The organism is Staphylococcus sp. 2S1, assembly GCF_046721335.1.
Lineage (GTDB): Bacteria > Bacillota > Bacilli > Staphylococcales > Staphylococcaceae > Staphylococcus > Staphylococcus equorum_A.
Genome location: NZ_JBEUUJ010000003.1, coordinates 2,740,679 through 2,763,790, shown reverse-complemented (window position 1 = coordinate 2,763,790; position 23,112 = coordinate 2,740,679). Strand labels below are relative to the sequence as shown.

At 32.8% G+C, this 23,112-nt stretch carries 16 protein-coding genes and 6 pseudogenes; 17 read left to right on the top strand and 5 right to left on the bottom strand.

Translation table 11 applies throughout. The features are described 5' to 3' along the window. Positions 1-25: 25 nt before the first annotated feature. A pseudogene (locus ABLV90_RS14470) lies at positions 26-1,583 on the bottom strand (PTS mannitol transporter subunit IICB). A 665-nt stretch (positions 1,584-2,248) separates the two neighbouring features. On the opposite strand from ABLV90_RS14470, the pseudogene glmS reads away from it, so the two are divergent. The 5 genes and pseudogenes from glmS (at position 2,249) to ABLV90_RS14445 (ending at position 7,740) form a co-directional block, all read left to right on the top strand. Then, a pseudogene (gene glmS, locus ABLV90_RS14465) lies at positions 2,249-4,055 on the top strand (glutamine--fructose-6-phosphate transaminase (isomerizing)). Positions 4,056-4,355: 300 nt separating this feature from the next. After that, positions 4,356-5,306 carry a DNA/RNA non-specific endonuclease gene (locus ABLV90_RS14460; protein ID WP_427706784.1) on the top strand — a complete coding sequence of 317 codons (951 nt, stop codon included), beginning with the start codon at positions 4,356-4,358 and terminating at the stop codon, positions 5,304-5,306. 257 nt (positions 5,307-5,563) lie between these two features. After that, complete coding sequence (locus ABLV90_RS14455) at positions 5,564-5,923, top strand: DUF2200 domain-containing protein (RefSeq protein ID WP_427706786.1); 360 nt, start codon at positions 5,564-5,566, stop codon at positions 5,921-5,923. Positions 5,924-5,981: 58 nt separating this feature from the next. Then, positions 5,982-6,764 carry an ABC transporter ATP-binding protein gene (locus ABLV90_RS14450; protein ID WP_285324263.1) on the top strand — a complete coding sequence of 261 codons (783 nt, stop codon included), beginning with the start codon at positions 5,982-5,984 and terminating at the stop codon, positions 6,762-6,764. A gap of 67 nt (positions 6,765-6,831) precedes the next feature. Then, positions 6,832-7,740 (top strand): HAD family hydrolase, encoded by a 909-nt coding sequence (locus ABLV90_RS14445; protein WP_460872817.1) that lies wholly within the window; start codon positions 6,832-6,834, stop codon positions 7,738-7,740. A 159-nt stretch (positions 7,741-7,899) separates the two neighbouring features. On the opposite strand, the gene ABLV90_RS14440 is transcribed toward ABLV90_RS14445, so the two are convergent. After that, entirely contained in the window at positions 7,900-9,039 is a 1,140-nt protein-coding gene (locus ABLV90_RS14440) for a hypothetical protein (protein WP_427706790.1), read from the bottom strand. A 131-nt stretch (positions 9,040-9,170) separates the two neighbouring features. Between ABLV90_RS14440 and ABLV90_RS14435 the strand changes: the two genes are divergently transcribed. Next, entirely contained in the window at positions 9,171-9,902 is a 732-nt protein-coding gene (locus ABLV90_RS14435) for a metallophosphoesterase family protein (RefSeq protein WP_460872816.1), read from the top strand. A 105-nt stretch (positions 9,903-10,007) separates the two neighbouring features. On the opposite strand, the gene czrB is transcribed toward ABLV90_RS14435, so the two are convergent. Both czrB and ABLV90_RS14425 read right to left on the bottom strand, forming a co-directional pair. Beyond that, positions 10,008-10,979 (bottom strand): CDF family zinc efflux transporter CzrB, encoded by a 972-nt coding sequence (gene czrB / locus ABLV90_RS14430; RefSeq protein WP_460872815.1) that lies wholly within the window; start codon positions 10,977-10,979, stop codon positions 10,008-10,010. Between the two features lie 21 nt (positions 10,980-11,000). Beyond that, positions 11,001-11,297 (bottom strand): ArsR/SmtB family transcription factor, encoded by a 297-nt coding sequence (locus tag ABLV90_RS14425; protein WP_046466171.1) that lies wholly within the window; start codon positions 11,295-11,297, stop codon positions 11,001-11,003. Between the two features lie 152 nt (positions 11,298-11,449). Between ABLV90_RS14425 and ABLV90_RS14420 the strand changes: the two genes are divergently transcribed. The 9 genes and pseudogenes from ABLV90_RS14420 (at position 11,450) to ABLV90_RS14380 (ending at position 19,800) form a co-directional block, all read left to right on the top strand. Beyond that, a complete protein-coding gene (locus ABLV90_RS14420) occupies positions 11,450-12,106 on the top strand; it encodes an NAD(P)-binding oxidoreductase (RefSeq protein WP_460872814.1) in 657 nt (218 codons plus the stop codon). A 141-nt stretch (positions 12,107-12,247) separates the two neighbouring features. Then, positions 12,248-12,946, top strand: a complete 699-nt coding sequence (locus tag ABLV90_RS14415; protein WP_460872813.1) for a FadR/GntR family transcriptional regulator — start codon at positions 12,248-12,250, stop codon at positions 12,944-12,946. Positions 12,947-13,721: 775 nt separating this feature from the next. Next, positions 13,722-14,660: a type I phosphomannose isomerase catalytic subunit gene (locus ABLV90_RS14410; protein ID WP_427706796.1), complete on the top strand. Its 939-nt coding sequence runs from the start codon at positions 13,722-13,724 to the stop codon at positions 14,658-14,660. A 20-nt stretch (positions 14,661-14,680) separates the two neighbouring features. Then, on the top strand, positions 14,681-14,911 hold the full coding sequence (locus ABLV90_RS14405) for a hypothetical protein (RefSeq protein ID WP_427706798.1): 231 nt from the start codon (positions 14,681-14,683) through the stop codon (positions 14,909-14,911). A gap of 243 nt (positions 14,912-15,154) precedes the next feature. Further along, the gene (locus ABLV90_RS14400; RefSeq protein ID WP_460872812.1) at positions 15,155-16,135 is read left to right on the top strand and encodes a YeiH family protein; all 981 of its coding nucleotides are present in this window, start codon (positions 15,155-15,157) and stop codon (positions 16,133-16,135) included. Positions 16,136-16,207: 72 nt separating this feature from the next. After that, positions 16,208-17,575: an EVE domain-containing protein gene (locus ABLV90_RS14395; protein WP_460872811.1), complete on the top strand. Its 1,368-nt coding sequence runs from the start codon at positions 16,208-16,210 to the stop codon at positions 17,573-17,575. A 323-nt stretch (positions 17,576-17,898) separates the two neighbouring features. After that, entirely contained in the window at positions 17,899-18,282 is a 384-nt protein-coding gene (locus ABLV90_RS14390) for a thiol-disulfide oxidoreductase DCC family protein (protein ID WP_427706802.1), read from the top strand. A gap of 19 nt (positions 18,283-18,301) precedes the next feature. Further along, a pseudogene (rbsK, locus tag ABLV90_RS14385) lies at positions 18,302-19,167 on the top strand (ribokinase). Positions 19,168-19,349: 182 nt separating this feature from the next. Next, a pseudogene (locus ABLV90_RS14380) lies at positions 19,350-19,800 on the top strand (Dps family protein). Between the two features lie 375 nt (positions 19,801-20,175). On the opposite strand, the gene deoD reads toward ABLV90_RS14380, so the two are convergent. Continuing rightward, complete coding sequence (deoD, locus tag ABLV90_RS14375; RefSeq protein ID WP_002507045.1) at positions 20,176-20,886, bottom strand: purine-nucleoside phosphorylase; 711 nt, start codon at positions 20,884-20,886, stop codon at positions 20,176-20,178. Positions 20,887-21,063: 177 nt separating this feature from the next. Here deoD and deoC point away from each other — a divergent pair. Then, positions 21,064-21,727: pseudogene (deoC, locus tag ABLV90_RS14370) on the top strand (deoxyribose-phosphate aldolase). A 71-nt stretch (positions 21,728-21,798) separates the two neighbouring features. Then, positions 21,799-23,101, top strand: a pseudogene (locus ABLV90_RS14365) (pyrimidine-nucleoside phosphorylase). Positions 23,102-23,112 lie beyond the last annotated feature (11 nt).

The window sequence follows — 23,112 nt, the reverse complement described above, 5'->3', positions numbered from 1 at the left end:
CCAGTATTATTCTATATAGTTTTAATTAATTTTCGTCTTGTTTAAGATTTTCAAGTAATTCATCATATCTAGGTGAATTTAAGAAATTGTCTACTGAAATATGAATTGCATTAGGTGCTTGTTTAATTGCTCTATCAGTAAGTTTTTTCTGTGTAATAACAAGTTGTGCATCCTCAGGTAATTGATTGATTGCGGTATTTGAAACATCCACATCTTGGATACCTGCTTTTTTAAATTTATTACGTAACATACTTGCACCCATAGCACTTGAACCCATACCAAGCATCACAAGCGAATATAGCATGGTTTACTTTACTATAATCATGCGCATGTACATTTTCTGTATCATAATTATCTAATAAGTCTTCTTCAGATTGTGCTTCACCGCTTTCAGTATCTGCAGATGTAGTCTGCAGCACCAGAGCCAGTCGTTCCAACAGTATTATTATCTTTATTCCCTGTTAGTTTAGAAGATACACTTGATTTTTTACCTTTAGTAGATTCCATTTTTTCTGTCGCGACTTCTAAATCTTCATCAGGTTCTTTTGTGAATTTCAAGATGATGGCAGCAACGATGAATGAAACTAAGGTCGCGAGTACTACACCGATAAGCATGTGTAAAAATTCGCCTTTAGGTGCGTTCAGAACATAGACAATAAAGGAGCCGGGTGAGGCTGGGCTCTTGAATCCAAAGTCAAATAGTGAATAAGTAGCAACGCCTGTCATACCACCTAAAATTACAGCTACGAATAGTAACGGACGCATTAATACGTAAGGGAAGTAAATTTCATGAATACCACCTAAGAAGTGGATAATACCAAGCACCGTAAGATGTTGCTCTTGCAGTTCCAGTACCAAAAATCATATAAGCAACTAAAATACCTAAACCAGGTCCAGGGTTAGATTCAATTGTATATAAAATGGATTGACCAAGCAGAAGCTGCCTGATCGGCACCAAGTGGCGTAAACACGCCGTGGTTGATTGCATTATTTAAGAATACGATTTTTGCAGGTTCTACTATAATACTCACTAATGGAAGTAAATGTGCATGTACTAATGTTTCAACTGCTAATGAAAGGATGTACATAATGAATTCCATAATTGGTGCTAAAAGTTTGAAACCTAGGATAGTCATTATAAAACCTAAAATACCAGCAGAGAAGTTATTGAATAACATTTCAAAGCCTTGTGGTGTTCTCGGTTGAATAAATTCGTCAGTTTTTTTCATTAACCAACCAACGAGAGGTCCCATAATCATTGCACCAAGTAACATTGGTGTATCCGGTAAAGCAACGATAACCCCCATTGTTGCTACAGCGACAATAATACCGCCACGCATTTCATGAATTAAACGTCCACCACTATAAGCAATAAGTAATGGAATCAAGTATGAAATCATTGGTCCAGATAATTCACTTAAATCTTTATTTGGCCACCAACCACCATCAATGAAAATAGCGCCGATAAAACCCCATGCGATAAATGCGCCAATGTTTGGCATGATCATACTACTAAGAAACGACCCAAATGCTTGGACTTTGCGCCCAATACCTTTGTTTTCTTTAGTCTCTGTTTGTGACATAAATTGCACCTCTTTTTCTCTTTTTATTTATAAGTTCATTGTATGGCTGTTCACATTAATAAACAACTTAAAGTAATTTCAATTTTGTCATAGAGTTTTTGACAACTTTACGACAGTTATCTAATATGAAAAATAAAGTGAAATACGTAGTGTAACAACATATAAATAATTTTTTAAGTGGTTGTAAAAATAATGTTAATAAATGATTTGCAATCAGCATTGTTTACATTGTACAATAAGAATTATTGAGGGAAAGGAGGACAGTTAAATCGTTTAGTTCAATTATAGCGCCTGTGCAAGTGAAGTGATGAAATGTTAATTATTTAAGGTTTATAACAGAAATCTTAATAGACATGATATCAGTACTTGTAGACGAGGAGGATAGTTATCGAACCATCGGCGGATGCTATCCCGGATGTGGCTCATTCGTGAACTTATTAAGGAAAACATTAGGGCGACCTAGTGCACAAAGTTAATAAGATAGCCAAAAACAAAATAAAAATAATATTATAAGGTGTATGGGACTAATATGCCTATCTTAGACATGGATTCGCTTTTAAATAAACAAAGACACCAGTCCGTCTATGATGGCATATACGCAATTGAACAGGTTCGTACACGCCGAACGTTCGTTGCCCATCGCCATTACATTGGAGGAAAATTAAATGTGTGGAATTGTTGGATATATTGGGCATGATAATGCCAAAGAATTGTTATTAAAAGGTTTAGAAAAATTAGAATACAGAGGTTATGACTCTGCCGGTGTTGCAGTAGTGAATGACAAAGGTAATTCAGTATTTAAATCTAAAGGACGTATTGCTGAGCTTAGAAAAGTTGCAGATAGTGATGATACAGACGGTAATGTAGGTATCGGACATACACGTTGGGCGACACATGGTGTGCCGAATCATGAAAACTCACATCCGCATCAATCAACATCAGAACGCTTTACACTTGTGCATAACGGTGTAATTGAAAATTATGAAGAACTTAAAAACGTATACTTAAAAGATGTTTCGTTTATCTCAGAAACAGATACAGAAGTGATTGTGCAATTAGTAGAATATTTCTCAAATACAGGACTTGCTACTGAAGCCGCATTTACAAAAGTAGTTTCTTTATTAGAAGGTTCTTATGCACTTGGCTTAATCGATAGTGAAGATAAAGATAAAATTTATGTAGCTAAAAACAAATCACCATTATTAATTGGCGTAGGCGATGACTTCAATGTGATTGCATCTGATGCAATGGCTATGTTACAAGTTACGAACCAATATAAAGAAATTCACGATCATGAAATTGTAATCGTTAAACGTGATGAAGTTATTATTAAAAATCAAGATGGCACTATTCAAGAAAGAGAAGCTTATACGGCACAAATTGATGCAGCTGATACTGAAAAAGGTGTTTATGACCACTACATGCTAAAAGAAATTCATGAACAACCAGCAGTAATGCGTCGTATTATTCAAGAATACCAAGATGAAGAAGGTAACTTGAAAATGGATGAAGACATCATCAAAGATGTTGCAGCAGCGGATCGTATTTATATTATTGCTCGCAGGTACAAGTTATCATGCAGGTTTAGTAGGTAAAGAATTTATTGAAAAATGGGCTGGTGTTCCTACTGAAGTTCATGTTTCTTCAGAATTTGTGTATAACACGCCATTACTTTCTGAAAAACCATTATTTATTTATATTTCACAATCAGGTGAAACAGCAGACAGTCGTGCTGTATTAGTTGAAATGAACAGATTAGGTCACAAATCGTTAACAGTTACGAATGTTGCAGGATCAACGTTATCACGTGAATCTAACCATACATTACTATTACATGCAGGTCCGGAAATAGCTGTTGCTTCAACAAAAGCATACACAGCGCAAATTGCAGTACTTTCTATTTTTGCAAAAATCGTAGCCAGAGAACGTGGTAAAGAAGTAGATGTAAGTTTATTACGTGAATTAGCTAAAGTAACAACTGCAATCGAAGCGATTGTAGATGACGCAGATGTTATGGAACAAATTGCAACAGATTTCTTAAGAACTACGCGTAATGCATTCTTTATCGGTCGTACAGTAGACTATAATGTGAGTCTAGAAGGTGCTTTAAAACTTAAAGAAATTTCATATATCCAAGCAGAAGGATTTGTCGGTGGAGAACTAAAACATGGTACGATTGCGTTAATTGAAGAAGGCACACCTGTGATTGCATTAGCAACACAAGAAAAAGTTAATTTATCTATTCGCGGTAATGTGAAAGAAGTTGCAGCACGTGGTGCAAACCCATGTATTATTTCAATGGATGGTTTAAACAAAGACGGCGATACTTACGTTATTCCAAAAGTATATGAACTGTTAACACCATTAGTTTCTGTAGTAACAATGCAACTCATTTCTTATTACGCATCATTACACAGAGATTTAGACGTAGACAAACCACGTAACTTAGCAAAATCAGTTACAGTAGAATAAATAAAAATCAAATTATAAATCTTTGTTTATATAACAAAAGGCTGAATCTATTAGTGATTCAGCCTTTTTATTATGTAGTAAACTTAGTGAAATATATTGATTTTTTTCAAAAGAATTAGGCATAAAATAATTATAAACAATTGTAGCATAACTAAAACAAATGTAATGTTATTCCTGTATAATAGGAAATAAATAATATCATACAAAAATACATAAAAAGTTGTAAGTACTACAACGTTCGAGATTATAATTTTGAGGGTTTTGAATGATTAACAACTAACATAATAGGAGCGAACTAAAATGAAAAAAATAAAATATTTAGTCTTACTTTTAATGTCTGTTTTTATTGTTGGTTGTGCCAACGTAGAAAATACATCTTCTGCCGATAAAGAGACAGATGCTAAGGTAGTCACAGATTTAAAAAGTGAAAAAGAAGAAACAACTACTAAGGTAAAGAATGAAAACAAATCAGAAGAACCTCAAGTAGAAGGTGAAACGACAACTGAAGCTAGTGATGATACGTTTCCAGGCTACAAAAAAATTGAAGTCGATGGTGGTGATTTGTCTGGCAATCGTGACGCGAATGTCGTTGTAGATATCGGTTATGGCAATCGAAAATATTGGGCGTTCACTAACGAATACGGGCAATTGACACGAGTTATCGCAGATGAAATTAAAATACAAGATGATGAGACAGAGGATGTGTTATCCTCTGGTAGATATTATGCTGATGAGGCGAAGGTACCTGGTGTTGAAAGTGATGACTTAGACGAAGGACACATTATTGCTGACTCACTTGGTGGCGTGTCGAATGCTTATAATATTACTCCACAAGATAGTACGCTAAACCGACATGGTGATCAAGCTTATCTCGAAAAGACTATCCGAGAAGCGGGTGGAGCTACTAATTTTGAAGCTAATATTACTTATCCCGATACCGAAACACAAATCCCTTCTAGCTATCAATATACTTATACTATAAATGGAAACGAAGTAACAGATTCATTTGATAATGTGAACCCTGATGAATTAAATGAGTCACTTGGGTTAACTGGTAATAAGGAACCTGAGTCCGAGCCGGCAACTTCAACGGGGGATGAAGGAGCAGTTGCGGACGTTGATTCTGATGGTAATGGACAAGTGACAATAGCAGAGGCAGAAGCTGCAGGGTTCAGTATGCCAATAAATAGTGATCATTGGTTATATGCACATATGGACGATCGAGATAATGATGGGGTCGTAGGTGAATAGTATTTCATTGTTTTAGTGAAATATTAAATAAATGATATAAGTTTAATTCTATACTGATATTATAGTGACGATTAAAGAAAAGTTTGTTGCTGTATAGGCATTACTTTCATAAAAGGCTGGTTGCTTTTGCAAACCTGCCTTTTATTTTTGATTTTGAAAGGTATATAGTATTCATATTATTTTCAAATTATAAATTGTTCTATTATGCTAATATTATTATAAAAATTGTTAAGAGAAACTAAGAGAGGATTTTTAAAATGACGAAACCGAAAATATATACGATGGCTTTCGGCTCTGTATATCCGCATCTGATTAAAAAAGTTGAAAAGAAAGCAAGAACTAAAGCTGAAGCAGATGAAGTTATTCGTTGGATGACAGGATATACGCAAGCACAAATAGATAAACTTGTTGTTGACGGTACGGATTATGAAACATTTATTTTACAAGCACCAGAGTTAAATCCTAATAGAACTAAAATTACAGGTGTCATATGTGGTGATAGAATTGAAAATATGGAGCCGTCAGTTATGAAAGAAATTAGATATTTAGATAAAATGATTGATGAACTTGCTAAAGGCAAAACTATTGAAAAAATATTTAGAGTCTCTCAATCATAAAGTGATTTAAATAAGTGTTTTAAAAATCAGTTGAAGTAAATAGAATAGGGGTGATTTCATGCTTGTTGAGTTGAAAAACGTTGCAAGAAGAAAGCAAGGGAAAGAAATAATTGAAAATGTGAGTTGGCAAATAAACGAAGGTGAAAAATGGATGTTATACGGTTTAAATGGCGCAGGTAAAACAACATTACTAAACATCTTAAATGCTTATGAACCACATACATCAGGGACGCTATCATTGTTTGGTATGCAACCAGGGAACAAAGGTTATTCTGCAGATAATGTACGTGATCAAATCGGGTTTGTTTCAAGCAGTTTAATGAATCGATTTCAAGATGGTGAAATTGTATTAGATGTAGTCATCAGCGGTATTTTTAAATCAATAGGCGTTTATAAAGAAGTGAAACCGACTCATATTGAAATGGCTAAGCGATATTTAGAGCAAATGGGCATGCGTCAATTTGAAAATCAATATTATGGTTATTTATCAACGGGTGAAAGACAAAAAGTATTGATTGCTAGAGCATTAATGGGCGATCCTAAATTACTGATTTTAGACGAACCGGCTTCAGGATTAGACTTTATAGCACGCGAAGATTTGCTCAGTGCACTTGATAAATTATATAAACAAAATCCAAAACTTGCGGTGATTTATGTTACACATTTTGTTGAAGAAATCACACAAAATATTCAACGCGGTTTTTTATTAAAAGATGGTACATGTTATAAGCAAGGAGAACTACAGTCTGTATTGAACAGTGACACTTTAAGTGATTTTTTCAATAGAGATGTGAGTGTGGTGTATCAAAACCACCGCTACTCACTATTTTTAAAACGATAACGCGTTGCGGAAAAGGAAATATAATGCCATAATTTAATACGATAACATGTGATGGAGGATTATTTTAATGGATAATGTGAGAGCAATATTTTTAGATATGGATGGTACGATTTTACATAAAGATAACCGAGTAGATACGGAAACAACTGAAGTGATTCAACAATTACGAAACCTTGGTTATAAAGTGTTTTTAGCAACTGGTAGAGCACATGACGAAATTCATTATTTGGTGCCCGAAACTTTTGAAGTAGATGGCATTATAAGTTCGAATGGAACGTTAGGTGTAGTGGAAAAAGAGACTATTTTTAAACATGGTCTTTCATATAATACAGTAAGTGAAGTTATTAAACGTGCAAAACAAGAAGCTATATATTATGAAATCTTCCCATTTGGTAGTGACCGTGTCGTGCTTAAAGAAGACGAATCATGGGCGAAGGCATTATTTGAACCAACAACACCACCAGGCAAAGTAGGAGAAAGTGAATGGACTTCTAGAAGAGAGTCTCTAAAAGGCAAAGTAGATTGGGAAGATGCTATTCCTGATACGTCATTTTCAAAAATTTATTTATTCTCACCTGATTATGAGAAAATTACTAATTTCCGTAACCAATTAATCGAGGATAAAACAGCATTACAAATCAGTGTATCAAATTCATCACGCTTTAATGCAGAGACTATGGCATTTAATACAGACAAAGGTACAGGCATTAAAGAAATGATCGAACACTTTGGTATTAATCAGGAAGAAACTTTAGTTATTGGTGATAGTGATAATGATAGAGCGATGTTTGAATTTGGACATTATACTGTTGCTATGAGAAATGCGAGACCTGAAATTCAGGCTTTAGCAAAAGATGTAACATCTTTAACAAATGAAGAAAATGGTGCGGCAAGCATATTTAAAAGAACATTTCATAAAATAATTAATATAAAACAGATAGGTTTTCCTGAAAAAGGTTATCTATCAGTTTTTTAATATGTTCAAGAACTTTATAATACATGATATAGATAGAGCGCACATAATAGGGGTTTAAAACTCTGCGGATAAATAAGCGGTATGAATGTATCGAAATATAAAAATTGCCAATGTAGACATTTAAAATGCTACATTGGCAATTCGTGTTTGTGAAATATATTATTTATCTGTTTTGTTAATTTGATCTTTTAAATCTGAAGTTTTATCTTTTGTAGTATCTTGAATATTATTACTTTTATCGTTTAAGTTATCTTTTGCATTTTCTTGAATATTATTACTTTTATCACTTAGATTAGACTTCGTTTTTTCAGTAGTATTATTTACACTGTTTTCTATTTTTGAATCGTTGTTTGATTGTTTTTTAGAGTTCTTTTTATCTTTTTTAATTTCAGCTTTATCTATATCTTCACCATTGCGGTTATAATATTGAATAATCGCTAAAATATTCATATAGTAAACGGCTAATCTTACGATAATTACGATAATAGATACAATGTAAATTAAAATCATTGCGATAGTTTGGGAAATACCACCTGTTGAAATTGAAATTAATTGACTCACAGGGTTAGCAAGGATAATTACGATTAAGTTTAATAGTAATATACCAAGGTAGAATTTAAACCATGTTTTCTTACCATTTTTAACGCCCTTGAATCCACGTTTAACAGCTGCCCAAGCACCAACACTAGGATCTTTAACAAATGCTACAGTAAAGTTAATAATTACAATAGCAAAGAACCAGTAAATAAATGATTGAATAAAGACAGTGATTGTTGCCGCAATAATTTGGAATGTTAGTGAAAGACCAAGTGCATGATCAGAACTACTTAATGGACCTTGTAGTGCTTGGAATAATTGCATAATTCCTAAATTAAGCACTTGAGATATGAGTAAATTGAGCGCGAATAAAATTAGAATAAATAATAAAGTGAATAAAGCTAATTTTAAACTTTTAAGATATTTACCTTTTTTAAAGACAGAGAATAAATCTTTTAATTTAACCTTGTCTTTATTTAATGCTTTGTCTATAGTGTATATAGTTCCAGCTATTAAAGGGTAACCAATGAATACAAAAATCAACAGTGGAATCAGAATTGTTAGTATCAACATAAATATTGAACCACCAATTGGTTGTTGCATTGCCATCGACATTGCGAATTTATAAATTGCGGGTTGAACGGGTATAAACGATAAAATTGTTAAAGCAAATAATATGATAAAACTTACAATTGAAAACAGTATTGTTTTAGCATTTTGGGGTTTTACATTTTGCAAAGCTAGTTTATGATATTTAAACAAATTTTAAGCACTCCTTTTTAGTGATAACAATACGATATCAAAAAAATGAAGATTTTAAAATTAATAGGTAACAAATTGGCTATAAAATGTTAGAATATCCTAATGAGAAAAAGTTGAAAGGAGATATCATCATGAAATTTGCAATTATTACTGATGTACATGGAAATTTTGATGCATTAGAAACCGTTTTGGATGATATTGATAGAAGAGAAGGAATCAATAAAATATTTAATCTAGGCGATAATATCGGAGTTGGGCATGAAACAAATAAAGTGCTTGATGAAATTTTCGATAGAGATGATATGGAAGTCATTGCAGGTAATCATGATGAAGCGGTTATGTCGATCGTAAATGATACTCCTTATCCAGAAGACTTAAAGGATAAATTCTATGAGCATCATCAATGGATTGAAAGTCATTTAGATGAAGACTATTATGAGAAATTGGATGAATTACCACGCGTAATTGAGAAGACTTTTAATAATAAAAAAGTGTTGTTTATTCATTACGAAATCGCCAATGAGAAATTAAATACACCTATTGATGGGCAACCTTATAGTCCAATTGTTGAGCCGAGTGAAGAAAACGTTAAAGCATTATTTGAAGACAAGGATGCTGATTTAATTGTTTTTGGACATAATCATACAGTACATTTTTATGACGACAAATCTACTGTGTACTTTAACCCTGGTTCTGTAGGACTTAATAATGGCCCTTATGCAGTTTATGGTATTATAACGATTGATGAAAATGAATGCTCATGTGAACGTGTTAAAGTTCCATATGATAATGAAGAATTTATAAGAGGATTTAGTGAAAAGCAAGTACCAACAAAAGATTTAATTTTTGATAAGTTCATTTAAATTATCAACGGTCTATTAAAAAATATAAGGTTTCATAAATAAAAAAGTGATTTTCCAATCGTATTTGGAAAATCACTTTTTTTAAATATTATTTAATATGAAAATTTAATGTGAGTGTGAATGATCAGTTGTTTGTTTTGAATAAATTGCAGAACATAAAATATTATTATCATGCAGATGATCAGTTGTTTCTAGTTGTATGGTCATATGTTGAATATTTAAGTGTTCTAATTTATGTTCTAATCTGTTTAAGAGCACTTCGCCTTCTTCAATAGTCATCGTATTTGGCACTACAGCATGACAACTTAAAGCATTCATTTCGTTTGAAATTGTCCAAATATGACAATCGTGGATATTTTTAATTTGTTCTTCTTTCGTAATCATAGAAAAGACTTGATTCAGATTAACATCACTTGGCGTACCTTCCATCAAGATATTGAGAGAAGACTTTGTGATGCCCCGACTACTTCTAATAATCAGTACAGATACAATGATACTTGCAATAGGATCTGCGATTGTTAGGTTGAAACTCCATATAAGTACAGCGACTATAATTGCACCAACTGACCCTAATAAATCTCCGAGTACATGGAGAAATGCGCCACGCATATTAATATTATGCGATGTGTCTCCGCCCTTAAACATTAAATAAGCGACTATAAGATTCACTATTAGTCCAGTAACACTAATTATAAACATTTCTGTGGATTGAACTTCTTGTGGATTAAAGAAACGACCAATAGCTTCAACAATAATAATAATTCCTATAACGAATAATGTGACTCCATTAAATAACGCAACCAATATTTCAAATCTTTTATAACCAAATGTTTTATGACGATTAGCGTGTCTTTCAGCATAAATAAATGCAAGAAGCGCTACACCTAAAGAAATCGTATCACTAAACATGTGTAGACCATCGGAGAGTAATGCCAAACTATTAGAAACAAAGCCGCCAATAATCTCAACAATCATAAAGATTCCAATAATTAGAAAACTAATAAGTAATATTTTTTTGTTATTTGTGTGTACATGACCATGTGCATGATTGTGTCCATGGTGTTCAGATTCAGACATGTCAAACGCCACCTTTCCTTACTATTGATGTGTTGCGTGATGTATCGCTTGTTTTAATAGGGTAGTAACATGCGTATCATCTATGGCGTATATCATAGATTGACCATCACGATTTGCTTTCACTAAATGCGCTTGCTTCAGTACACGCAATTGATGAGAAACATTAGATTGGCTCATTTCTAATTTGTGAGCAATATGACCGACACTATTTTCGCCATGCGATAATAAGTGCATAATACGTAAACGATTGCCTTCACTTAATGCTTTGAAAATTTCAGTCACGTTATCAATTGTTTGAGAATCTAAGGATTCATTCATTATGTAACGCCTCCTTATATTAATATATGAACATTTATTCATATATTAATATAAGGAGGCGTTATTGTCAAAGTATAAATCGCTTTAGTTTTAAAATCCTACAGAAGTGGTAAACTTTTAAGTAGCAACTACCTTTAAGGAGGCAATAATTTATGAGTATATTAGTAATTGGAGCAAATGGTGGCGTTGGCCAACATCTAGTAAATCAATTAAAAGAACGTGGTGAAAGCTTTACAGCCGCTGTGAGAAAGCAAGAACAAGCAGACGCGTTAAAAGATAAAGGCATAGATGCAACTTTAATAGATGTAGAAACGGATGATATCAAAACATTGACTGAAAAGGTTAAAGGATTTGACAAAGTTGTCTTTTCTGTTGGATCCGGTGGTAACACAGGTGCAGATAAAACAATCAGTGTGGATTTAGATGGTGCAATTAAATCAATTAAAGCAAGTGAAGCCAACAACGTAAAACAATATGTGATGGTTTCAACTTATGATTCTAGAAGAGAGTCGTTCGAAGCAAGTGGAGGTTTAAAACCATATACAATTGCGAAGCACTATGCGGACGAATATCTTAAAAAAGCAGATGTAGGTTATACAATTGTGCATCCAGGCGGTTTATTAGATGATGCGACTACGAATAAAATTGAAGTAGGTGCATTCTTTGAAGGTAGAGGATCAATTCCTCGTGAAGATGTAGCGTCAGTATTAACAGAAGTTTTGACTTCAGATGACTACTTAAATACTGAGTTCCAAATAGTTAGTGGCGATGAAGAAATTTCAAAAGCTTTATCAAATTTTAATAAATAATTATCAAAAATAGTACGGGTTTTAGAAGACCAATTTACATAAAAGTGTAAATTGGTTCTTTTTTTATTTGAAATATATAGCTTATAATATAAATATATAGCAAAAATTTGATACAATAATAGATATCGTTTGGAGGTAATTATGAAAATTTCAAACACGAAAATCTATGAACAAATCGCTGACATTATTTTAGAGAGTATAAAATCAGGGGAGTATCAAGTGGGTGATAAGCTACCTTCTATACAAAAACTTGGTCAACAGTATGGTGTAAGTGTTGCATCAGTGAGAGAGGCGTTAAATGCTTTAAGAACGATTGGCATTATAGAAATGAAACAAGGATATGGCACATTTATTAAGCAAATAGAACCTACCTTTTTTGAATTAGGTGATAAGTTCACGTCGTTAGATCAAATTACAGAACTTTTAGAGTTAAGAGAAATCGTAGAAAGCGCTACGGTAGAAAAAGCCGCCATACATCGCAATGAAGCAGATTTAGTAAGTTTAAAAAAAGCATTGGATGAAATGGGTGAAGCGGTAACGGATGGCACATCTGGTGAAAAAGCAGATTTACAATTTCATCTTTCGATTGCAAAGGCAACAAAAAATTCATTGCTAGTTGAGCTACTAAATAACATTTCTGAATTAATGCAAGATTCAATGGAAGAAACAAGGAAGATATTTATTTATAGCAAACAAAAAACAATGAATAAATTACATGAAGAACATGTAATTATTTATAATGCAATCGTAGAACAAAATGCTACCAACGCAGTCAAAGCCATGGAATCTCACTTATTTGAAGTTAAAGAAACAATTTTAGCTAATTTTAAAGAGCAATAATATTTGATAAGTATCTGAGAGTGGGACAGAAATTTAATTTTTTAACCAGCTTTTGTTGTGTCAGTTTAGGTCGGCAAAGATGACTATAGATAAGAATACAAGAATTGAAATTTTTTAAATGCTTTAATATAGGCATATTTTCAATTTAGTCAGCTACTGCCAATATAACAATGTGGCTGAGACATGTATTTATGTTTCAGTCTTATTGAAAAAGCGCCAATTTCAATTTAAAAAATGAAATGGTGCTTTTATTATTAATTACGTTTATAGCACATGTTTTTCACTCTAGGTTGTTGAGCAATAATAAAAGCCCAAACTTCCGTAGTTTGGACTTTATCGCAAATTTTATATTTTTGAAAAAGTAATCAGCTTTTTCAAGTACATCATAACAATCTTTTAATAACCTTATATGTAAAACAGATAGAGTCCGTTTCCGTAACTCTATAGTAATTATAATATTTTTAGGTATATTATGGCAAGTATTTTTGTAAAAAATTTACAACAATACTATAAGTGTTCATTAATATGACTGAAAATGTAATTGAGTCAAATAAAATAATCTATTACGCTTTATAAAAACTTGATATAATAACAAGTGATTTTAGTATCGTTGAACGCTGAATTAGTCGTTTATAACGCGCATCGTTATATGATACAATCTTTATAGTTCAATTAAAAAATACAAAACTATACATAAAAATTTCCGTTGAAAGTATTTTATATAGAAAGACTTAAAATTTAAATGAAGCAACTTAAGAATTTGGAGGTGTGATTCATGCCATTATTTTTAAAACCAATTTTCCATGAAAAAATATGGGGTGGCAATAGATTAAAAGAATTAGGATATGATCTACCAAGCGATCGTATTGGAGAAGCATGGGGGATATCAGCGCACCCAAATGGCAAATGTGAGATATTAAATGGACCCTACCAAGGTCAGACTTTAGACCAAGTATGGAATAACCACAGAGAATTGTTTGGTGATTTTCCAAGTAAGGAATTCCCGTTAATGACTAAAATTGTCGATGCTAAAGAAGCATTGTCAGTACATGTTCATCCAGATGATGCATATGCTTATGAAAAAGAGAATGGTCAATATGGAAAGTCTGAGTGTTGGTACATCATCGACGCTAAAGAAGATTCAGAAATTATCTATGGACTTTCTGCAGAGACGAAAGAGCTGGCCATAGATAAATTAAATGACGAAGCGTATAATGGTTTATTTAATAAAGTTAAAGTTAAACCAGGAGAATTTTATTTTATTCCTGCAGGTACAATCCATTCCATAGGTGCGGGTATTCTTGTGTATGAAACGATGCAATCATCAGATGTCACGTATCGCGTGTATGATTTCGATCGTGAACATGACTCAGGTAATAAACGCGAACTTGACCAAGGAAAAGCTAAAGATGTCATTGAAATAGCCAATGAAAACATAAACATTTCTACAGATACTGAAATCATAGAAAATCACAAACGTACACAACTCGTATCTAACGATTTTTTCACAATAGTGAAATGGCAAATTTCAGGCACACTAAATTATATGAAACCAAGAGAGTTTGTTCTCGTATCAGTACTCAAAGGTGAAGGACAAGTGATTATTGATGGTGAAGTCTATGATTTAAATCACGGACAAAACTTTATTCTAACTTCAGACGACTTAGATACGATATTTGAAGGAGACTACGAACTAATAGTAAGCTACTTATAGAAAAAATGGAGTGTTTTGAAATGTATAAATTTTTGTATATCTCATTAGTTTGTGGAATGTTAGCAGGTGCAGGCATATTTTTAAAATTACCAATTTTTCCTTCTATGACATTTCCGGTAATTATAGGGGCAATTGGGATAATTTCAGCATTGATTACGATTCCTAATAAAGAGATAAGCGGATTATTAAAGCTTGGCGGGGTTATGATTAATATCATGCCGATTATGGCTGCGTTTGCAGTAGGTCAATAACCAGTAAGTTCAGTATCTTTACATTATTGTAGAAGATACTTTTTTTGATTTTATGAAAAGTATAAACATTTTAAAATTATTTTGAAATATATTTTAAGAAGCATCTTATGATTAGTTGTTTTTGTAGCTGTGGGAATTTAGCTGAAAATATTTAAATAAACATTATAAAATATAATATTTGTTTTTCCAGTTTTATGTCAAAAGAAATATGCTAAAATGGAACTAAATTAGGAGGTGGTAAGTGTGCACAATGTGCGAGGTATCATGATGACCTTGGTAATTGCAATGGTTGCAACAATATTAGGAAGTGAATTTCCAGTCATTGGCGGTGCAATTTTTGCTATTATTATAGGAATTATTATCAATAATATAATTTTAATTCCAAAAAAATATGAAGCTGGTATTAAGTATAGTAGCAAAAAGATTTTGCATTACAGTATTATCGTGCTTGGGTTTACATTGAGTTTTCAATCTATTGGAGCAATTGGATGGAAATCTTTACCAATCATTATCATTACTTTACTTGTTGCCTTTATAACTGTGTTCTTGTTAATGAAGTTATTTAAAATTAATGAACATCTAAGTATATTAATAGGGGTTGGAACAGCTATATGTGGTGGGTCAGCAATTGCCGCAACAAGTCCAGTAATTAAAGCGAAAGAAAGTGAAGTAGCATTCGCTATTTCTACGATATTTTTGTTCAATTTAATAGCAGTATTTATATTTCCACCATTAGGTCACGTATTAAATATGGGGCAAACTGCATTTGGATATTTTGGAGGTACAGCTATTAATGATACTTCAAGTGTGATTGCCGCAACTTCAAACTATGGCAATACGGCCTTAGAAACAGGCGCAGTTGTAAAGTTAACGCGTACGTTGATGATTATACCAGTAGTACTCTTTTTTACATATAGAACGATACGCAAAGAAAAAGCGAAACAAACTGATACATCTATCGCTAAAATATTTCCATGGTTTATTGTATGGTTTATCGTAGCATCTTTAATCAGTACTGTTTTTAATTTTTCACTTACAGTGATACATGTATTCCAACAAATTTCATTATTTTTAATTACAATGGCAATGGCCGGCATTGGACTAAGTGTTGATTTTAAACAATTTAAACAAGCAGGTATGAAACCGGTAATGCTTGGGCTAGTAACATGGATTGTCGTCATTATTTCAAGTTTAATTACGATGAAGTTGATAAACTTATTGTAATGTTTGTTCAGAAAGAATTTTTTGCATATAATAGGTAAGATAGAATTTTTATATGAGATAAGGAGTATCTAAATGGCAGAGGAAACAAGTTATTTTTGGTTAAACTGCGGATATAATCGTTGGAACCATAATGAACTATTAGTAGGTCAAACGACATTATTTGAATCAGGTGCACAATTTAATCCTTCACAAGGTTTCCGATCATTTAAACAAGCTAAAGTAGGAGACCGTGTTATCTTTTATCAAGTACAGATGGATACTGGTTTATTAGGTTTTGGTGAAATTACAAGTGTACAAACAGGTGCTCAAAATAAAATTCGTGTTCATTTTCAATTACAAGAACAGCTTAAACCATTAACTGCGGATTATTTGAAAAGAAGCGAACAATTAGAATTTAGAATGAGAAATATGAAAGAAACTTTATTTAATCAAATGACACAAGATGAATTTGAGTTAATTGTTAGTTTAGGTAAAGGAGAAACCAAAATTCCTCGATACTTTTTTATATCTGAAGAACAAGAGTTTGAACCTGAATCATACAATACAATATATACGCACACATATAACGGAATTAAACGAAATGGTTATCATTTTTACACGCAACTTGAAATAGGTGATCAACTTATTTTTTATAATAAAAATAGAGATCAGTCCGTCATTGGCGTAGGAGAAGTCAGCAAGCATATACATGAAAAAGCACCTATACCTGGAAGAACAAACAGTACTGCAATTGAGGTCTATTTTGAAAAAGAAATTGACCCTGTCTCATTGGGTACGTTAAACAAACATCCTAAATTAAAAAACTTATATTATCTTCAAGAAAACGCAAAGCAAGCTATTGCTAGCATGTCAAAAACACAATTTGATGCGATTCGTGAAATAAGTGAAAATGATGGTATGAAATCACAATTTGAAACTGTTAAAAGTGGTCAGATGATTGATGAACATACTGAAGATTTAAAGCCGTTTATCTTACTCGTAGTTGATAAAGGAGAAGGCTTAAAGGCAACTGAAGATTTATTACAAAAAACGAATGCGAAACCAGTTATAACTTCTGGTCATCCTGACTTTTCCGAAGATATGTTGTATGGTAAATATTTACCAAATGAAACAGGTGCACTGTACTATAGAGAAGGATTCATAACGAATCTTATGCCACGTACAGATAAAAGCTATCTTGTTATAGATAACTTTAATCGCATTGATCCAGATATCTTCCAAACATATATCAATGTGCTAGAAGGTTATGAAATAACATTACCACGCTATAATAGAGACGGTAGTATGGTTAAATGGTCTAGAAAAAAAGATTCATTTTATCATTTTAATCCAAATTGGCATATTGTGGGTATCACATATGATGACTTAAATGAAATTAAGCAAAAATATACTGAGCAATTTTTGAAATACACAAGAATCGTGAAAGTAAATCAAGATTAATCTATCTTTAACTCATAGTGTATTTAAAGTAAATAATATAACAAAAGTGATGGGCGTGCCCATAGCTTAAAATAGAAGCATCAATTCATTACGTTTGATTAATGGATTGGTGCTCTTTTAAAATGCTTGGAGTTTTTAAGTGTTAGTCCAATTTAGTTTAAAATGTCCACATCGGTTATAATTAGAGTATAAATGACAATCAAATTGTAGAACGAGTGATATAATGATTTAATTTTATAATTTTAGGATATAATAATAGTGTGGAGAAATCATATTCACTTATGAAGTGACAATAAATTATTTTACTGTTAGGGGTGAAGTATATGCCAATAATATATTATGATGCCAATTGTGTATATTGCTATAATTATGCAATTTGGTTAATACAAAATGGTTTATCAAGACGTTATCAATTTGCTGAATTACAAGGTGAAACAGCACAAAATTTATTTGAAAATTATCCTGAAGCGAAACAATATGACAGTGTTATATTGCAAGAAGGGAATCATTTCGAATATAAATCTGATGCAATCACAACACTAATCACAACACTGACAAATTATAAATGGATCGGTATATTGCTACATTTGACGCCTAAACCACTTAGAGATTTAGGATATCAATTGTTTGCTGATAATAGAGATAAAATGTGGAAAACGCATTGGCATCAGCCTAATGCTTATGAGCAATCATTTTTTATTGATTGAATAGACGGAGGAAGCAAATATGGAGAACATTGTTGTAATAGGTAGTTCATCAATTGATTTAGTAGTGAAAACAGACGTGTTACCGCAAGCAGGTGAGACAGTTATGGGTAATTCATTTTTTACAACTACAGGTGGCAAAGGTGCTAATCAGGCTGTTGCAGCAGCACGTTTGAGTAATAAGGTCTACATGATAGGCGCTGTAGGTGATGATGATAATGGTAAACAGATTATTCAAAACTTAGAACAAAACAATGTAGATACAAGTTTTATGGACAAAATTGAAAATGAAACTTCTGGAACAGCGCATATTACACTGTTTGAAGATGATAATCGAATCATCGTTGTGCCTGCTGCTAATAATCATGTAACGCCTGAAAAAGTGTTGCCAAAACTCGAACACTTTGGTGCAGGAGATATTATTTTGATGCAACATGAAATACCAGAACAAACGATTAAAGAAGTGACAGACTATGCTGTGAAGCATGATATGAAAATAATATTAAACCCAGCACCATATCGTCATATTGACGAAGACATCATAGATAAAGTGACTTGGATTACGCCAAATGAATCAGAAAGTGAACTACTATTTGAAAACGGAGTAGATGAAGCACTGAAAGCATATCCGCGTAAGCTTATTGTAACTAAAGGCGCAAGCAGGGGCTATGTTTTATAATGATTCTCAACAACTTGTCAAAGGATATACAAAGAAAGTTGTTGATACTACAGGTGCTTGGTGACACATTCAATGGTGCTTTAGCTGTTGCACTAATTGAAAATAAACCTTTAGAAGAAGCTGTTGATTTTGCTAATTTAGCAGGTAGTTTTTCTGTAACTGGATTAGGTGCTCAAGGTGCAATGCCATACAGAAAAGAACTAGATTAATCCCCCTTAATTTGGGTATAATATAGTAAGGTTATGAAATGATGTCCTAGATTAAAATAATTCTAATTTAGGTAGCGAAATCACTTTACAGATTGTAATTATTATTATATAATAATAAATGTAATCAAGAACTCGAGTAGTCATTTTGTAATGATAATTAAACTTAAAGGAGAGATTTTAGCATGACAAACAGTAATAAAGACGTAGTAAAAGTATTAAATGAACAAGTAGCAAACTGGACAGTAGCATTTACTAAATTACACAATTTTCATTGGTATGTAAAAGGACCTAATTTCTTCTCACTACACACTAAATTTGAAGAATTGTATGATGAAGCAAGTCAATATATCGATGACTTAGCTGAACGTATTTTAGCGAGCAGGTGGAAATCCAGTTGCAACATTAAAAGAAAGTTTAGACCTTGCAATCATTGATGAAGCTGGTAAAGGCTATAAAGCTGAAGAAATGGTAGAAGAACTATCTAAAGACTTTGAAAATATTACAAAACAATTAGAAGAAGCAATTGAAGTGGCTTCAGTCGCTGAAGATGATGTAACAGAAGATATGTTCATCGGTATGAAAACAAATATAGACAAACATAACTGGATGTTAAAATCTTATTTAGGTAAATAAGAGAATTCAGTCACATATATGAATATTATATTTTGATTGAGCAATAGGCTAGTGTATAACTAGCCTAATCTCAGATTAAAAGCAGTAATCTGTTGTTTTTAGTGGATTGCATAGTAGCTGTCTGTATCTGTATCCAGTCAGTATAATGAGAGCGGAAATAAGAAATCAAATTTTGATTTTTTTCGCTCTTTTTCTATTTAAAAAATCTGTACATTTATATAAAGGCTATGCATATAATTACTATCACAGTGAATCTATTTATTATCTATTCGAACTTTTTATGTCCCATAAATTTTTTCATTAAAAAACAGGTCCTCCAAAACAACGTATGTTTTGGAGGACCTGTTTTATTTAAATAATGATTTGAAATATCAATTACTCAGCCATTTCGAGTGCGACTTCCATCATTTGTGTGAAAGAATTTTGACGTTCTTCAGCTGTAGTTGCTTCATCGCGTAATATATGATCACTCACTGTAAATATACCTAACGCTTTTTTACCAGCGTAAGTTGCATTTAAATATAATGCAGCAGATTCCATTTCTATACCTAAGATGCCCATACGTTGCCATCTTTCATTAAACGTTGGATCAGCATTATAGAATGTATCAGACGATAATATGTTCCCTACATGTGTAGTTGCCCCAATTTCATCTGCTTTTTGTTTTGCTTTTAAAACTAAATCGAAATCAGCTAATGGTGCGTAATGACCTGGAATATTATATTGTTCTACATAACTAGAGTTTGTAGAAGCGCCTTGAGCAATAATTATATCGTAAAGGTTAACGTTTTCTTGTAATGCACCACAAGATCCAATACGGATAATTGTTTCAACATCAAAGAAATTATAAAGCTCATAAGAATAAATTCCAATACTAGGTACGCCCATGCCTGATCCCATTACTGATACTTCTTTCCCGTTATAAGTACCAGTATATCCAAACATATTTCTAACTTCGTTGAATTGTTCAACGTTTTCTAAATAGTTGTCAGCTATGTATTTTGCTCGAAGCGGATCTCCCGGCATTAATACTGTTTTTGCAATTTTAGTTCCATTGGGTTGAATATGAGGTGTAGATTTTGTCATAATCATCTTCTCCTTTATGTTCTTTTATCAATTTAAAGATAACATTTGTTTATTATTTTTGCGAATTTTTGTAATATAGCTAATAAGAGAGTGTTTATAAAGATATATATTCAATTTTGCTTTATAATAATAAGTGAAATGAATGTTTATTGTAAACAAAAATTAGGAGGATTTAATATGAATTATGCAAAATATATAGATCATACATTGCTTAAACCGGAGTCGACTAGAGCTCAAATCGACAAAATTATCGAGGAAGCTAGAGCATTCAATTTTAAATCAGTGTGTCTTAATCCTACACATGTAAAATATGCAGCTGAAAAACTTAAAGATACAGAAGTATTAGTTTGTACTGTAATAGGATTCCCTTTAGGCGCGTCTACTACAGAAACGAAAATGTTTGAAGTTGAAGACGCTGTGAAAAATGGTGCTTCAGAACTTGATATGGTTATCAATGTTGGTGCATTAAAAGATGGACGTTATGAAGACGTACAAAAAGACATTGAAGGCGTTGTCGGTGCTTGCGAATGGTAAAACAGTTAAAGTAATTATTGAAACATGTCTATTAACAGACGAAGAAAAAGTTAAAGCAAGTGAACTAAGTAAAGCGACAGGCGCTAACTTCGTTAAAACGTCAACAGGCTTTGTCGGTGGCGGTGCAACGCCAGAAGACGTGAAATTAATGAAAGATACTGTTGGAGATGACTTAGAAGTGAAAGCTTCTGGTGGCGTGAGAAACCTTGAAGATTTCAACAAGATGCTTGAAGCTGGTGCAACACGTATTGGTGCGAGTGCGGGCGTTCAAATTATTCAAGGCTTAGAAAGCGATTCTGACTACTAGAATAGTTAATATGCAAAAAAGGGATATATTATTAAGTTTGCATGATAGACAAACAGGGGAGGCCAACTCATATGAGAATGGTAGATATTATTGAAAAAAAGCGTGACGGACAAGTACTTACAAAAGAGGAAATTGAATTTTTTATAACTGGTTATACAAATGGTGATATACCGGATTATCAAGCTTCTAGTTTAGCGATGGCTGTATTCTTTCAAGATATGAATGATGAAGAGAGAGTCGCGTTAACTATGGCAATGGTTAATTCAGGTGATGTTATTGATTTATCAGATATTCACGGTACTAAAGTGGATAAGCATTCTACTGGTGGAGTTGGAGATACAACTACATTAGTACTTGCACCTTTAGTTGCGGCTGTAGGTGTACCTGTAGCTAAAATGAGCGGGAGAGGACTAGGCCATACAGGCGGAACGATTGATAAATTAGAATCAGTTGAAGGTTTCCATGTTGAAATCAGTGAAGAAAAATTCGTTAAGTTAGTTAATGAAGCAAAAGTTGCTGTCATTGGACAAACTGGTAACTTAACACCAAGCAGATAAAAAATTATATGGTCTTCGTGATGTTACTGGTACCGTCAATTCTATTCCACTTATCGCTTCATCAATTATGAGTAAAAAAATTGCAGCAGGTGCTGATGCAATTGTACTTGATGTTAAGACAGGTAATGGCGCATTTATGAAGACGCTTGAAGATGCTGAAGCTTTAGCACATGCTATGGTAAGCATCGGTAATAATGTAGGTAGAAATACAATGGCTATTATTTCAGATATGGGTCAACCTTTAGGACACGCTATAGGTAATGCCTTAGAAGTAAAAGAAGCAATTGAAACATTACAAGGTAAAGGTCCTGAAGACTTAACCGAACTTGTAATGACTTTAGGTTCACAAATGGTTGTAGTGGGCGGCAAAGCAAAAGATTTAGAAGAAGCACGTGCATTATTAGAAACAGCAATACAAGATGGTTCTGCTTTAGAAAGTTTCAGAACATTTTTAGAGAATCAAGATGGAGATGGCTCAGTAGTAGACGACGTATCAAAATTACCACAAGCTAAATACCAAATAGAATTGCCAGCAAAATCATCAGGTTTCGTGACTGAAATTGTTGCGAATGAAATGGGTGTTGCCTCGATGATGTTAGGCGCAGGTAGACAAACAAAAGATGATGATATCGATTTAAGTGTTGGTCTTGTACTGCATAAAAAAGTAGGAGACAGAGTCGATGAAGGCGAACCACTATTAACAATACACAGTAATCGCGAAAACGTTGATGATGTAATAGAGAAATTGAACCAAAGTATCACAGTAAGTGAACAAGGTGCAGAACCAACATTGATCCATAAAATTATTACTGAATAGGAGTTGAGACA

Bases quoted from the DNA above. Each gene is read 5' to 3' on its own strand.
- ABLV90_RS14460 (WP_427706784.1), top strand. From the start codon at position 4,356: ATGAAAAAAATAAAATATTTAGTCTTACTTTTAATGTCTGTTTTTATT.
- ABLV90_RS14455 (WP_427706786.1), top strand. From the start codon at position 5,564: ATGACGAAACCGAAAATATATACGATGGCTTTCGGCTCTGTATATCCG.
- ABLV90_RS14450 (WP_285324263.1), top strand. From the start codon at position 5,982: ATGCTTGTTGAGTTGAAAAACGTTGCAAGAAGAAAGCAAGGGAAAGAA.
- ABLV90_RS14445 (WP_460872817.1), top strand. From the start codon at position 6,832: ATGGATAATGTGAGAGCAATATTTTTAGATATGGATGGTACGATTTTA.
- ABLV90_RS14435 (WP_460872816.1), top strand. From the start codon at position 9,171: ATGAAATTTGCAATTATTACTGATGTACATGGAAATTTTGATGCATTA.
- czrB (WP_460872815.1), bottom strand. From the start codon at position 10,979: ATGTCTGAATCTGAACACCATGGACACAATCATGCACATGGTCATGTA.
- ABLV90_RS14425 (WP_046466171.1), bottom strand. From the start codon at position 11,297: ATGAATGAATCCTTAGATTCTCAAACAATTGATAACGTGACTGAAATT.
- ABLV90_RS14420 (WP_460872814.1), top strand. From the start codon at position 11,450: ATGAGTATATTAGTAATTGGAGCAAATGGTGGCGTTGGCCAACATCTA.
- ABLV90_RS14415 (WP_460872813.1), top strand. From the start codon at position 12,248: ATGAAAATTTCAAACACGAAAATCTATGAACAAATCGCTGACATTATT.
- ABLV90_RS14410 (WP_427706796.1), top strand. From the start codon at position 13,722: ATGCCATTATTTTTAAAACCAATTTTCCATGAAAAAATATGGGGTGGC.
- ABLV90_RS14405 (WP_427706798.1), top strand. From the start codon at position 14,681: ATGTATAAATTTTTGTATATCTCATTAGTTTGTGGAATGTTAGCAGGT.
- ABLV90_RS14395 (WP_460872811.1), top strand. From the start codon at position 16,208: ATGGCAGAGGAAACAAGTTATTTTTGGTTAAACTGCGGATATAATCGT.
- ABLV90_RS14390 (WP_427706802.1), top strand. From the start codon at position 17,899: ATGCCAATAATATATTATGATGCCAATTGTGTATATTGCTATAATTAT.
- deoD (WP_002507045.1), bottom strand. From the start codon at position 20,886: ATGACAAAATCTACACCTCATATTCAACCCAATGGAACTAAAATTGCA.